Here is a 13,302-nt window from a genome sequence, read left to right on the forward strand (position 1 = left end):
CGAACCCTATCGCAGCCCCCCGATGCCGACACAATCGCGCAACAGCCGCCGGCTAAGCAGACCGGAAATTCGAAAAACTCCGGGGGAAGCCATGATCCGTCGTTCGTTGGTCGCCAGCGCGATCGCACTCAGCCTCTTCGCCGTGCCCGCCGCCGCCCAGGCGCCCGCCGACGCCTTCGCCTCGGACGTGACCCAGGTGGTCAAGATCCGGCAGGGCGCGCTGAAGGGCACGGTCAAGGACGGCGTCGCCTATACGCTGGGCGTCCCCTACGCGGCCCCGCCGGTGGGCGAGCTGCGCTGGAAGCCGCCCGCGGCCGCGCCGGCCTGGACCGGCGAGCGCGACGCCTCGAAGGCCGGCCCCCGCTGCCAGGACGTGGAGGACTGCCTGACGATCAACGTGGTGCGCCCCGCCAACGCCAGGCCGGGCGCCAGGCTGCCGGTGATGGTCTGGATCCACGGCGGCGCCTACGTCATCGGGACCAGCATGGGCGCGTTCGGCGGCGACACCGACGGGACCAATTTCGCCAAGCAGGGGATCGTCCACGTCAGCCTGAACTACCGCCTGGGCCGCGCCGGCTGGTTCGCCCACCCGGCGCTGACCAAGGAAGGCCCGACCGGCAACTACGGCATGATGGACCAGATCGCGGCGCTCAAGTGGGTGCAGGCCAATATCGCCAGCTTCGGCGGCGACCCGAAGAAGGTGACCATCTTCGGCGAGAGCGCCGGCGGCATCTCGGTGCTTTATCTGATGCTGTCGCCGGAGGCGAAGGGGCTGTTCTCGAAGGTCATCGGGGAGTCCAGCTTCGCCCGCCACGTGCCCACCCCGCTGAAAACCGCCGAGGCCGCGGGACTGAAGGCTGCCAATGACGCGGGCGTGCAGGGCGAGGACGCCGCCGCCGCCGCCGCGCTCCGCAAGGTCCCGCTGACAGCGATGCCCTACAGCGGCGGTCTGGTCGGCCGGGCCGGGCCGATCCTGGACGGCAAGCTGATCAACGAAGGCCTGGCCCAGGGGTTCTCGGCGGGCAAGCAGGCGAAAGTCCCACTGATGCTGGGGGGCAACTCCAACGAGGCCAGCCTGTTCCGCCCGCAGCCCGCCCAGTTGGACGCCATCCCCGAGCCGCAGAAGTCCGCGATCCTCAGGGCGTTCGACCCGAACGGCGCGGGCGACAAGGCCCGCATCATCAACGACGTGGTCACCGTCCAGATGATCACCGAACCCGACCGCAACACCGCGCGCCTGCACGCCAAGGCCGGACAGCCGGTCTACCTCTATTACTTCAGCCGCGTCGCGCCGACGGACAAGGACCGGAGGCCCTACGGCGCCGGCCATACCGACGAGATCCGCTACGTGTTCGGGGCGCCGACCGCTCCGGTGAAGTTCGACGCGAACGACAAGGCGCTGTCCGACGCGATGAACACCTACTGGGCCAACTTCGCCAAGACCGGCGATCCGGGCTCGGCGGGCGGCGTCGCCTGGCCGAAGTTCGACGCGGCCCATGAGCGCCAGGTCGAGTTCGGCGACGACGGCGTCAAGGTCCGCGAGCACTTCCTGAAGGACTGGCGCGACGCGGTGGAGGCGGGGCAGGCGAAGTAGGGACTCAGGCCCGCTTCTTCGCGGGGGCCTTTCGCGCCGTGGACGCCTTGGCGGTCGCCTTCGCCGGTGCGGCCTTGCGGGCCGGCGCCTTTCGCCGTTCGCCGCCCAGGCTGCGCTTGAGGGCCTCCATCAGGTCGATGACCTCGGCCTCCTTGGGCTCCTCGACCTTCTTCACGCCGTGGCCCTTCTCCTTCTCCTTGATCAGGGCCCGGAGCGCGTCCTCGTAGCGGTCGTTGAACTTGGAGGGGTCGAACGGCCCGGCCTGTTGGCTGATGATCTTCTCGGCGATCTCCACCATGGCCGCCGGCGGCTTGTGGGTGGGGATGCGGTCGAACACCTCGTCGGCGTCCTTCACCTCGCGGTTCGAACGCAGGGAGTAAGCTAGGATGCCCTTGCCGCGGGGCTCCAGCGCCATCAACCGCTCGCGCTGGTGCATAACCAGCCGGCCAAGGGCGATCTTCCCGGCCTTCTCCATGGCCTGGCGGATCACCGTGAAGGCTTCCACCGCCATGTCGCCGTCAGGGGTCAGGAAATAGGGGTCGTTCCAGTAGAGCCGGTCGATGTCGTCCTCGTCGACGAAGCGCTCGATATCCAGGGTCCGCGTGGTCTCCAGCCGGACGTTCTTGATCTCCTCGTCGGTGACCACGACGTAGTGGCCCTTCTCGACCTCGTAGCCCTTGACGATGTCGGCCCGGTCCACCGGTCCTGTCTCCGGATCGGTGGGGATCATCTTGATCCGGTTGTTGGTCTGCTTGTGCAGCATGTTGAAGCTGACGTCGCTGGTCCGCTGGGTGGCGGTGTAGAGCGCGACGGGGCAGCTTACGAGGCTGAGGCGCAGGTAGCCCTGCCAGGTCGGACGAGTGGCCATGGATGACTCCGGATTCGGCGGAGTCAACGCGGCTACGGCCGAGTCAGTTCGCTTCGATCGGATCCGGCCGGCAGACGGAATTGTACGGGTAGGTCTTCACAAGCTTCAGCGCCTTGCCGGTCCACACGAAGTAGCGGACGGCCTCGACCTCGGGACTGTCTTCGCTGGGTTTGGCGGTGACGATCAGCAGCCGGCTGTCCGGCCGGCTCTGGACACGCTCCATGGGCGTGTCGCCGACCGATCCGCCGACGATGGCGACGGCGCCCGTGAGCAGGTCGACACCTGCATATGTCGCGCAGCCGGTCCCACAGCCCCAGACGTTGATCGTATAGTGACCGGCGAAGTTGGGGGGTCCCTTTCCCGCCTGGCGCAGGCGCGTCCGAAACGCCCGGTCGAACGCCGTGCGCAATTTCACGGGTGCGGGTCGATCGATCTTCGCGACGGGAACTGCGTAGTCGGCAAAGCGGGGCGCGCCCTTGGGCATGTCGTTCAGATCGACGCTACACTGATAGTAGGTCGCCTCCGCGCTATGGCCGGCAGTTCCAGCGGCGAGCGCTGCGAAGGCGGCCAGTGCAAGCGCGGCGCTCCTCACTGTTTCAGCCCCAGCGTCGGCAGGGCGACCGTCTGCTGCAGGTCGAGCTGGGGCTTGCGGAAGTTCGTTCGCACGCCGCTTTCCGCCCCGAACTCCATCAGCTTGTCGGTCTTGGCGTCGTAGGCCGGCCAATCCTGGGCGCCGCATTTCGGCGCGGACGTCTTGGCGAAGCTGACCCAGCAGGCGTGCATCAGCGCCGCCATCGCCTTGTCGTCCTCGCCGATCTGGCTCACCGCCGTGCGGCGGCCCCAGTATTCGAAGACGTACTGGATCTCGGCGGCGTGGGCGGCGGTCTTCACGGCCGGCCTGAAGCGTGAGCCGACGTAGGAGAAATGATAGAGCCACGCCGGCTTGCCGCCGGCCGCCTCGGCCGCCACCCACCGGGCCGCGCCGCCCATGATGCGGTCGGTGAACACGGCGCGGGCCAGCACCTCATCGCCCTGGGCCGCTTCATCCTTGTAGATCGGGCGGACGGCGGGCGGGATCAGGGCGAGCTGGGCGGGCGTCAGCGGTCCCGGCCCCATCAGGGAGTCTTCGCCGGAATTGGACCCGATCATCAGGGGCACGTCGTCGAAGGTTCCGCGCGCCAGGGCCTGGGAGGCGCTTTCCGTCATCAGCTTGCCGTCGATGAACGGGCCATAGTTCGCGGCGATAGGGACCAGGGTCTCGACCGGGATGGCGCGCAGCTCGTCCGCCGTGGCCGTGGCGGCGACGCCCGCCTTGGCGAGCGCCGCGGCGCCTTGCTGTTCCTTGGCCGCCAGGTCGACCGGGGGGAACCACCCGCCGCCGGATTGCACGATGGCCTTCTGGTACAGGCCCCTGGCCTTGGGCGTCGCCAGGAGCGCCAGGATGCTCATGCCGCCCGCCGACTCGCCGAAGACGGTGACGTTCTCCGGATCGCCGCCGAAGGCCGCGGCGTTGCGCTTCACCCACTCCAGGGCCGCGATCTGGTCCATCAGGCCGAAATTGCCGGTGGGCTCCGCCCCGGCCGCCCGGGTCAGCGCCGGATGCGCGAAATAGCCCAGCGCCCCCAGGCGGTAGTTGATGGAGACCACCACCACCCCGTCGCGGGCGAAGTTCTGGCCGTCATAGACCCAACCCGCCCCGGTCCGGTGGCTGCCGCCATGGATCCAGACCATGACCGGCGCCGCCCCCCTTGCTCCCTTGGCGGCGTCCTTGGGGGCGAAGACGTTGAGCTGCAGGCAGTCCTCCGAGACCGGGCCGTTCGCCCCGCCGCCGTTGGGCGCGCCGTTGGCGTTCATCGGCTGTGGGCAGGACGGGCCGTTCCGGGTGGCGTCGCGCGAGCCGGTCCACTTGGCCGGGGTCTGCGGCGGCGCCCAGCGCAGCTTGCCCACCGGCGCGGCGGCGAAGGGGATGTTGCGGAAAACGTTGGCCCTGTCGGTCGCCTCGCCGGCCAGGACGCCGCCCTCGACCTTGGCCGTCACGGGCGCCTGGGCGTGGGCCACCCCCGCCGCCGTCAACCACGCCGCCGAAAGAACCCCCGCCCAACGCATTCCCAGCCTCCCGAACCTTTGGCGTGGATTTAGCCTCGATATTCGACGGTGCGACAACTGCGGTGAAATCCTCCGGTCATAAAGTCGCTCCCAGATTGCAGACGCCGCCCAGCTGCGCCACGCGAGGACGGCGCCTTCGCGGTTTCCCCTGCAGTTTCGGCGGTCCATGACCACGAATGGTTGCACCGAAGAATTACTTATGTAATCTCTGAATCAGTTTACGTTCGTAATCGGGGTGGCGGGCATGCTTTTCCTGTGGCTGACCGCGCCGGTCCTCCTGACCGCCTCGCCCACCTTGGCCGCCCCGCCGAAGGCCGAGACGGAAAAGACGGTCCAGGAAGTGACCGTCACCGGCCAGTCGCGCGACGGCCTGCGGGTCGAGGCGGACCGGCGCAGCTACGGAATCAGCGGCGACCTGCAGACCGCAACCGGCTCGATCGGCGACGCCCTGCGCAACGTGCCGTCGCTCAGCGTCGACGTGCAGGGCAACGTCAGCCTGCGCGGCGACCCCAACGTCACCATCATGGTCGATGGCCAGCCGTCCGGGCAGTTCAGGGGCGAGGGCCGGGCCTCGGCGCTCCAGAACCTGCCCGCGGACCAGTTCGAGCGCGTCGAGGTGATCACCACGCCCTCCGCCGAGTTCCGTCCCGACGGCTCCGGCATCATCAACCTGATCAGCAAGAAGGCGCGCAAGCCCGGCTACTCGGGCACGGTGCGCGGCACCTATGGCAGCGAGGCGCGGTACACCGCCGGGGCCAGCGGCGGCTACAACTCCGGCAAGTTCAGTTTCTCCGGCGACGCCAGCATCCGCCGGGATCCGCAGAAGTTCCACCAGCCGGAGTCCCGTGTGGGCCTGGACGTCGTGGGGCTGCCGGGGAGGAGCGACTACATCTCCGACACCGTGGGCGACGGCCACATGTACACGGCGCGCGGCGCCGTCGACTACGACCTGGACGCCAAGACCCGGATCGGCCTGGAGGTGCGGGCGAACCGAATGGAGATCGAGGGTGACGTCTTCGAACAGGACGTCGGCCGCAACGCCGCGGGCGCGATCCTGCGCCTGTATGACCGGCTGGGCGAGGCGGATCTGACCCGGTCGAACGGCGCGGCGACGGCCACCTATCGGCGAAAGTTCACCGGCGACAGCGACCTCTCCCTCAGCCTGCGTCTCGAGCGAACCGATCTCGACAACGGCGTCCGCACCCGCGTGGCGACGCGCCTGCCCCTCCCCGCCGGCTTCTACGAGAACATCCAGACCGCCACGCGCCTGGACGAGCTGGAGCTGAAGGCCGACTACGTCCGGCCCTTCGAGAGCGGCGCCAAGCTCAAGGTGGGAGCCGACCTCGCCCGGCAGAACTACGATGCCGCGTTCCTGGGCCTGCGCGGTCCCGCCCCCGGGTCGCTGGTCGGCCTGCCGGGCTTCACCAACCAATACCGCTACGACTTCGTGAGCCCCGGCGCCTACGCCACCTACGAGCAGGGGTTCGGCAAGCTCACGGTGCTGACGGGGCTGCGGCTCCAGGCCGTGGACATCGACATCCGCCAGGTCACCACCGGCGAGCGCTTCGGCCAGAACCGGCTGAACGTCTATCCCAGCCTGCACCTGGGTTACCGGCTGAACGACGAGCAGCAGGTGAGCCTGGCCTTCAGCCGGCGGATCAACCGTTCGTATCCCGACGACCTGAACCCGTTCCGCGTCTACGTCGACCAGTCGAACGTCAGGCAGGGCAACCCGGACCTGCAGCCGCTGAAGATGAATTCGTACGAGGCCGCCTGGCAGTTCCGCAAGGGACCGACCTACTACCTGGCGACCCTGTACTACCGCGACAGCCGCGACGTCCCGACCGACGTATTCACCGACATCGGCGGGGGAGTCCTGCTGCGCACGAAGGAGAATTTGGGCGAGCGGAAGGCCGGCGGGCTGGAGCTGGTGGCCAACGGGAAGATCACGCCCAAGCTCACCTACAACGTCAGCGGCAATGTCTTCTGGAACGAGATCGACGCGGGCGAGCTGGGCTTCACCGGCAAGCGGTCGGATCTGTCGCTGGGCGGACGCGGCTCGCTGAACTTTCAGATCACGCCGAAGGACTTCGTGCAGGCCACAGGCAATGCCGTGGGAGCACAGCTCACGGCCCAGGGCCGTGTCGAGCCGTTCGGCTTCCTGAACCTGGGCTATCGGCACAGGTTCACAAACGACCTGTCGCTGACGGTCACGGCGCAAGACGTGCTGAAGACCTCGCCCTATGTGATCGTGGTCGACACGCCGGAGCTGCGCATGCGCCGGCGCACCGAGTACAACATGCGGGCCGTCTTCATCGGCCTGACCTGGACGTTCGGCGGCGAGGGCAAGCGGCCGAAGGATCCCGGCTTCGACTTCGGCGGCGGGCCGCCCGGCGGCTGATCGAGCGCCGGAATCGGACGCGCCCGACCTTGACTCCTTCGCTCCACAGTCTCAGAACAAAGATGGAACAAAAGGAGTCCCGAAGAGATGTCCGATTTTCGCGGCATGCGGCTCGCCGCCATGCGGGCGAAGATCGCCGCGATCGAAAGCGGCGGGCGGACCGACGTGGGCGTGCTGCCGTTCGGCGACCTTGGCATGGATGGCCGGTTGCCCGGGGGCGGGCTGCCGCTGGGGCGCTGGCATGAGATCACCGGCGCAGGGCTGGAGGCCGAGACCTCGGCTGCCCCGGCCGCCTTCGCCGCCCTGGCGGCGGCGCCCCTGGCCCGGAAAGGCGAGGCGGTCTGGGTGATGCGCCGCGACGACCTCTGGGCGCCCGGCCTGGCCGGCCTGGGCTTCCCGTCCGAGCGGCTGATCCAGGTCTGCGCCCGGGACGAGGCCGAGACCCTCTCGGTGATGGAGGACGCCCTGGCCACCGTCGGCGTCACCGCCGTCTTCGGCGAGGTGGAGGCCGTGGGCCTGACCGCCGGGCGGCGGCTGCAGCTGGCCTGCGAGAAGCGCGGCGCCACGGGCTTCGTCATCAAGCGCCGGCCGTTCGGGGGGACGGCGAAGACCGAGGCGGCCGGGTCGGTGTCCGCCACCCGCTGGCGCATCGCCTCCGCCCCCTCCGAGCCGCCGGCCGGCGAGTTCGGCCTGGGGGCGCCGCGCTTCCGCGTAGCGCTGGAACGCTGCCGGGGCGGACGCTCCGGCGAATGGATCCTCGAGGCCGATCGGGCCTATTCCTGGGAGGCAGGCGATGTCGCGCATCCTCTGCGCCTGGTCGCCGACCTGGGCGATCGCGAACTGGCGCCGGCGCAACCCGCAGTCCGACGCGCCGCCTGACGGGCCCCTCGCCCTCATCGAGACCGTGCGCCAGGTCCGGCGCCTGTCCGCGGTCAGCCCTGAGGCCGCGAAGCTCGGCCTCTACGTCGGCCAGAAGGCCACCGACGCCATGGCCCTGGTCCCCGAACTGACCACCGCCGAGGCCGAGCCGGACGCGGACGCCCTGGCCCTCACCGCCCTGGTGGACTGGTGCGTGCGCTTCTCGCCGGCGGTGGCGGCCGACCGGCCGGACGGCCTGTTCCTCGACATCTCCGGCGTCGCCCACCTGTGGGGCGGCGAGGCCGAGCTGATGGCCGACTTCCGGGATCGCCTGGCGGGCGCCGGCCTGCCCTTCCGCCTGGCCATCGCCGACACGCCGGGCGCGGCCTGGGCGCTGGCCCACTTCGGCCGCGACGGGACCATCGCGCGTCCGAACGGCCAGGCCGAGCTGATCCAGTCGCTGCCGCCCGCAGCCCTGCGCCTCGATCCCGAGGCCGCCGCCCAGATCGAGCGCCTGGGCCTGCGCCGCCTGGGCCAGCTCATGGAGATCCCGCGCGCGCCGCTGGGCCGCCGGTTCGGGGCCCGCACCCTGGAACGGCTGGACCAGGCCCTGGGCCGCAGCCCCGAGGCGCTGGCCTTCCGCCGCCCGCCGACCCCCTGGGTCGCACGCCTGGCCTTCTTCGAACCGATCAGCGCGCCGGAGGACATGGAGCGGGTCACCCAGGACGTCGCAGCCAAGCTCTGCGCCCGCCTGGAGGCGGAGAGCCACGGCGGCCGGCGCTTCGAGATCGCCTTCCACCGGGTGGACGGCAAGGCCCTGACCCTGGCCGTGGGCCTGTCCCTGGCCGGCCGCGACGCGCGGCGCATCGCCCGCCTGTTCCAGCCCAAGCTGGAGACCGTGGACCCCGGCTTCGGCATCGAGTCGGTGACCCTCGCCGCCTATGCGGTCGAGCCCGTCGGTGGTCGCCAGACCCGCATCGACGCCGGGTTGGACGCGGCGGTGGAGGATGGCCTGGCCCCGCTGGTCGATAGGCTGGCCAACCGCCTGGGTCCCTGCGCGGTCTGGCGCGCCGTCCCCGCCGAGAGCCACGTGCCCGAGCTGGCCGTCGAGCGGGAGCCCGCAATCCTCCATCGCGCCGCAGAGCGCGGGGGAGGGGGACCGCGGAACGCGGTGGAGGGGGCGTGGGGCGCGCCTGAAACCAAGGCCCGCCCCTGGGACCGCGAGGCGCCACGCCCTGTCCGCCTGTTCCGCCGGCCCGAGCCGCTGGAACAGGTGGTGGCGCTGCTGCCCGACGACCCGCCCGTCCAGTTCCGCTGGCGCGGCCGCCTGCACCGGGTGCAGCGCGCCGAAGGGCCCGAGCGGATCGGCGAGGAGTGGTGGAAGGCCGATATCGGCGACGTCTCCGTGGACCACGTCCGCGACTACTATCGGGTGGAAGACGCCGAGGGCGGCCGCTTCTGGCTGTTCCGCGCCGGCCTCTACAGCGGCGAGGCCGGGCCGAAGTGGTGGCTGCACGGGCTGTTCGCATGACCCGCTACGCCGAGCTCCAGGCCACGAGCAACTTCTCCTTCCTGCGCGGCGCGTCGCATCCGTGGGAGCTGGTGGTGGGCGCCGACGCCCTGGGCCTGGAGGCCGTGGGGGTTTGCGACCGCAACAGCCTGGCCGGGGTGGTGCGCGCGTGGCGGCAGATGCAGGACCTGAAGGCAAAGGGCGCCAGGGTCCGCGCCCTGACCGGCTGCCGCCTGGACTTCGCGGACGGAACGCCCAGCCTGCTGGCGTATCCATCCGACCGGGAGGCCTATGGCCGCCTGACCCGGCTGCTGACCGTGGGCCAGCGCCGGTCGGAGAAGGGCGAGTGCGAATTGCACTGGGAGGACTTCCTCGCCCATGCCAAAGGCCAACTGGTCCTGGTGGTTCCGCCCGATCGCCTCGACCAGGTATTCGAGGGCGACCTGCGGCGGATCCGCGGCGAACTGCCCGACGTCTGGCTGGCCGCCGCCCGGCGCTATGGCGCACGCGACCTGCATCGCCTGACCCACCTGGGCGCACTGGCCGAAAGCTCGGCGATCCCGATCGTGGCGACGAACGACGTCCTCTACCATGGCCCCGAGCGGCGACCGCTGCAGGACGTGCTGACCTGCATCCGCGAGACCTGCACGATCCACGAAGCCGGGCTGCGCCTCCAGGCCAACGCCGAGCGGCATCTCAAGCCGGCGGGAGAGATGCGGCGTCTGTTCGCGAAGTTCCCGGGCGCCGTCGAACGTAGCGTCGAAATCGCCGAACGGGTCGGCTTCGACCTCGGCGATCTGCGCTACGAATATCCCGACGAGCCGGTGCCTCCCGGCAAGACCGCGATCCAGCACCTGCGCGACCTGACCTGGGCGGGAGCCAACTGGCGCTATCCCCAGGGCATACCGGAGAAGGTGCGGAAGACCGTCGACGTCGAGCTCGACCTGATCGAGGAGCTCGATTACCCGAACTACTTCCTGACGGTGCACGACATCGTGCGCCATGCGCGGGAGGATCTGAAGATCCTCTGCCAGGGCCGCGGCTCGGCGGCCAATTCCTGCGTCTGTTTCTGCCTGGGCGTAACCGCGGTCGACCCGACCAAGGAGGACCAGGACCTCCTCTTCTCGCGCTTCATCTCCCGCAACCGCGGGGAGCCGCCGGACATCGACGTCGACTTCGAACACGAGCGGCGCGAGGAGGTGATGCAGTACGTCTACCAGCGCTATGGCCGCCATCGAGCCGCCATCGTCGCCACCGTCATCCACTATCGGCCCCGCATGGCCATCCGCCAAGTCGGCAAGGCCCTGGGCCTGACCGAGGACATCACCGCGGCGCTGGCGAACACCGTCTGGGGCAGCTACGGCGACGACGTCCCGGATGAGCACATCCGGCAGACCGGCCTCGACCCCGACGCCCCCGAGATCCGCCGCGCCACCGCCTTGGCCCAGCAGCTGCTGGGCTTCCCCCGCCACCTGTCACAGCACGTGGGCGGCTACGTCCTGACCAAGCGTCGACTGGACGAGACGGTCCCCATCGGCAACGCGGCCATGGAGGACCGCACCTTCATCGAATGGGACAAGGACGACATCGACGCCCTGAAGCTGATGAAGGTCGATGTCCTGGCCCTGGGCATGCTGACGGCGCTGAAGAAGAGCTTCGACCTTCTGCCGCCAAAGGCCGACGGCACGCGCATCACGGACGTCGCCCACATCCCCCAGGGGGACAAGGCGGTCTACGACATGCTGTGCCGCGCCGACTCCGTCGGGGTCTTCCAGGTGGAGAGCCGGGCGCAGATGTCGATGCTGCCCCGGCTGAAACCGCAGAAGTTCTACGACCTGGTCATCGAGGTGGCGATCGTTCGGCCCGGCCCGATCCAGGGCGACATGGTGCATCCGTACCTAAAGCGGCGCGACGGAATCGAGCCGGTGGACTATCCGTCTCCGCACCCCGACCACGGCCCCGCCAACGAGCTCAAGGACATCCTGGAGAAGACCAAGGGCGTCCCCCTTTTCCAGGAACAGGCCATGCGGGTGGCCATCGTGGCCGCGAAGTTCACCGATGACGAAGCCGACAGGCTGCGGCGCTCCATGGCGACGTTCCGCAATGTCGGCACGATCGGCGAGCACGGGCTGAAGTTCGTGAAAGGCATGGTCGATCGCGGCTACGATCCCGAGTTCGCCGAGCGGTGCTTCAAGCAGATCGAGGGCTTCGGCTCATACGGTTTCCCGGAGAGCCATGCGATCAGCTTCGCGATCCTGGTCTATGTGTCGGCCTGGGTGAAATGCCACCACCCCGACGCCTTCCTGGTCTCGCTGCTGAACAGCCAGCCGATGGGATTCTACCAGCCGGCGCAATTGGTCCGGGACGCCCAGGAGCATGGTGTGGAGGTGCGGCCGCCGGACGTGATGTCCAGCGACTGGGACTGCACCATCGAGGCGAAGGACGACCCGCGCGAGCGGCTGCGTCCGGTCCGCCTGGGCCTGCGGCAGATCAAGGGGTTCAAGAAGGACGACGCCGGGGCGCTGGTCGAGGCGCGGGCGGCCGGAGCCGAGAGCATCGAGGCCTTCGCCCGCCAGGCCCGGCTCTCAAGGCGCGCCCTGGAGTTGCTGGCCGAGGCCGACGCCTTCCGCAGCCTGGGCTTCCCGCGCCGCGAAGCCCTGTGGGCGGTGAAGGGCCTCTCCGGCGAATGGGGCGCGGAGAAGCATGCGCCCCTGCTCCTGCGCCAGAGCCTGAAGGAGGCCCAGGTCGAGCTGCCGTTCATGAGCCTGCCGCAGCACGTGGCCGAGGACTACCGCACCACCAGCCTCTCGCTGAAGGACCATCCCGTCCGCTTCTTCCGCGAGGAGCTGGCCCGCCAGAAGGTCGTGCCGTGCGTGGCCCTGAAGACCATCCGCGACCGCCGGCGCCTCTCGGTCGGCGGGTTGGTGCTGGTGCGCCAGCGGCCCGGCACCGCCAAGGGCGTGGTGTTCATGACCCTGGAGGACGAGACCGGCATCGCCAACATCGTGGTCTGGCGCGACGCCTTCGAGGCGCACCGCCGGCTGGTGATGACCTCGGCCTTCCTGATCGTCCACGGCCAGGTGCAGAGGGAGGGCGAGGTGGTCCACGTCGTCGCCGAGCGCTTCACCGACCTCTCGGGCCGTCTTTCGGAGCTGCGCGAGGACCAGGGCGAGATCGCCGTCCATTCCAGGGTCACCGGCCGCCTGGTGCGCAGCCGCGACTTCCATTGAGGCCGCGCCATTCAAGCCCGTCGGGATCGCCCTGCGTCTACGCCAGGCGGCGGGTGATGAACGGCGCCCGCAACGGCCGAACCGGCAGCCATGGCTTCCGGAAGGCCAATCCGCCGACCACCGGCCTGGCGGACCGGCTCTTCGGGGCGGTCGCCCCTCGGCGGCCAAAAGCAGGATCACCGAGGCTGCGCCAGACCCTGCTCGGCGCGGGATCTGAACTGTCGCCCTGATCGACAAGCTGCTCGGCCTCGAGACATATGACGCGACGCAGCGCCTCGATGATCTCCAGTGAACGGACGGGCTTATCCAGGAACTCCGACCCCGCCACGCCTTGCTTGGGATGGCAGGACGACCTCGTCCCGGAGATGAACACCACCGGAAGAGCGGGGTAGTTGGCGCGCGCACGGCGGGCGACGTCAAACCCATTTGGGCCCGGTCCAAGATCGATGTCGCTGACCAGGGCCAGTGGCGGACGTCCCCGATCCAGCGCCTCGTATGCAGCGCCCGCACAATAGACGGACTCTACTTCGAACCCGTTTTCTTCAAGTGTTTCACGGATATCGAGATTTATTGTGAAACTGTCGTCGACAAGTAGAATGCGAAGATGTTGCATCTTTGACCTACCTCTGCAACATCACAACGCGCCACCTCAAAGTTGTATCCAATTTAAATGCAATTAACATTCATGTCCGCAATGTGTTCCTGATTTTTACTCACTCTCAGAATCGAATACTT

9 protein-coding genes are annotated in these 13,302 nt (G+C 69.2%); 5 read left to right on the plus strand and 4 right to left on the minus strand.

Features of this window, described 5'->3' with window-relative positions; all coding sequences use genetic code 11:
* The first annotated feature begins 91 nt into the window (after positions 1-91).
* Positions 92-1,594, plus strand: coding sequence for a carboxylesterase/lipase family protein (locus EPO51_RS15285; protein ID WP_293352009.1), 1,503 nt, complete (start codon positions 92-94; stop codon positions 1,592-1,594).
* Between the two features lie 4 nt (positions 1,595-1,598).
* On the opposite strand, the gene ku is transcribed toward EPO51_RS15285, so the two are convergent.
* Genes ku through EPO51_RS15300 form a run of 3 tightly spaced genes read right to left on the minus strand, consistent with a single transcriptional unit; the run spans position 1,599 to position 4,568 of the window.
* A complete protein-coding gene (gene ku, locus EPO51_RS15290) occupies positions 1,599-2,462 on the minus strand; it encodes a non-homologous end joining protein Ku (RefSeq protein WP_293352011.1) in 864 nt (287 codons plus the stop codon).
* A gap of 43 nt (positions 2,463-2,505) precedes the next feature.
* On the minus strand, positions 2,506-3,054 hold the full coding sequence (locus EPO51_RS15295) for a hypothetical protein (protein WP_293352013.1): 549 nt from the start codon (positions 3,052-3,054) through the stop codon (positions 2,506-2,508).
* A complete protein-coding gene (locus EPO51_RS15300) occupies positions 3,051-4,568 on the minus strand; it encodes a carboxylesterase/lipase family protein (protein WP_293352014.1) in 1,518 nt (505 codons plus the stop codon). Before EPO51_RS15300 ends, EPO51_RS15295 begins: the two co-directional genes overlap by 4 nt.
* Positions 4,569-4,812: 244 nt before the next feature.
* Here EPO51_RS15300 and EPO51_RS15305 point away from each other — a divergent pair, with 244 nt between their 5' ends.
* From EPO51_RS15305 to EPO51_RS15320, 4 genes are all read left to right on the plus strand, one after another.
* A complete protein-coding gene (locus EPO51_RS15305; protein WP_293352016.1) occupies positions 4,813-6,969 on the plus strand; it encodes a TonB-dependent receptor domain-containing protein in 2,157 nt (718 codons plus the stop codon).
* A gap of 87 nt (positions 6,970-7,056) precedes the next feature.
* Positions 7,057-7,848 carry an ImuA family protein gene (locus tag EPO51_RS15310; protein ID WP_293352018.1) on the plus strand — a complete coding sequence of 264 codons (792 nt, stop codon included), beginning with the start codon at positions 7,057-7,059 and terminating at the stop codon, positions 7,846-7,848.
* Positions 7,763-9,358 (plus strand): Y-family DNA polymerase, encoded by a 1,596-nt coding sequence (locus tag EPO51_RS15315; RefSeq protein WP_293352020.1) that lies wholly within the window; start codon positions 7,763-7,765, stop codon positions 9,356-9,358. The genes EPO51_RS15310 and EPO51_RS15315 overlap by 86 nt, the downstream gene beginning before the upstream one ends.
* On the plus strand, positions 9,355-12,567 hold the full coding sequence (locus EPO51_RS15320) for an error-prone DNA polymerase (protein ID WP_293352022.1): 3,213 nt from the start codon (positions 9,355-9,357) through the stop codon (positions 12,565-12,567). The genes EPO51_RS15315 and EPO51_RS15320 overlap by 4 nt, the downstream gene beginning before the upstream one ends.
* A gap of 37 nt (positions 12,568-12,604) precedes the next feature.
* On the opposite strand, the gene EPO51_RS15325 is transcribed toward EPO51_RS15320, so the two are convergent.
* Positions 12,605-13,180 (minus strand): response regulator, encoded by a 576-nt coding sequence (locus EPO51_RS15325; protein ID WP_293352024.1) that lies wholly within the window; start codon positions 13,178-13,180, stop codon positions 12,605-12,607.
* Positions 13,181-13,302: the final 122 nt, after the last annotated feature.

The sequence above is a fragment of the Phenylobacterium sp. genome, from assembly GCF_004297125.1.
Classification (GTDB): Bacteria; Pseudomonadota; Alphaproteobacteria; order Caulobacterales; family Caulobacteraceae; genus Phenylobacterium.

Coding starts and splice junctions, on each gene's coding strand:
- EPO51_RS15285 (WP_293352009.1), top strand. CDS start 92: ATGATCCGTCGTTCGTTGGTCGCCAGCGCGATCGCACTCAGCCTCTTC.
- ku (WP_293352011.1), bottom strand. CDS start 2,462: ATGGCCACTCGTCCGACCTGGCAGGGCTACCTGCGCCTCAGCCTCGTA.
- EPO51_RS15300 (WP_293352014.1), bottom strand. CDS start 4,568: ATGCGTTGGGCGGGGGTTCTTTCGGCGGCGTGGTTGACGGCGGCGGGG.
- EPO51_RS15305 (WP_293352016.1), top strand. CDS start 4,813: ATGCTTTTCCTGTGGCTGACCGCGCCGGTCCTCCTGACCGCCTCGCCC.
- EPO51_RS15310 (WP_293352018.1), top strand. CDS start 7,057: ATGTCCGATTTTCGCGGCATGCGGCTCGCCGCCATGCGGGCGAAGATC.
- EPO51_RS15315 (WP_293352020.1), top strand. CDS start 7,763: ATGTCGCGCATCCTCTGCGCCTGGTCGCCGACCTGGGCGATCGCGAAC.
- EPO51_RS15320 (WP_293352022.1), top strand. CDS start 9,355: ATGACCCGCTACGCCGAGCTCCAGGCCACGAGCAACTTCTCCTTCCTG.
- EPO51_RS15325 (WP_293352024.1), bottom strand. CDS start 13,180: ATGCAACATCTTCGCATTCTACTTGTCGACGACAGTTTCACAATAAAT.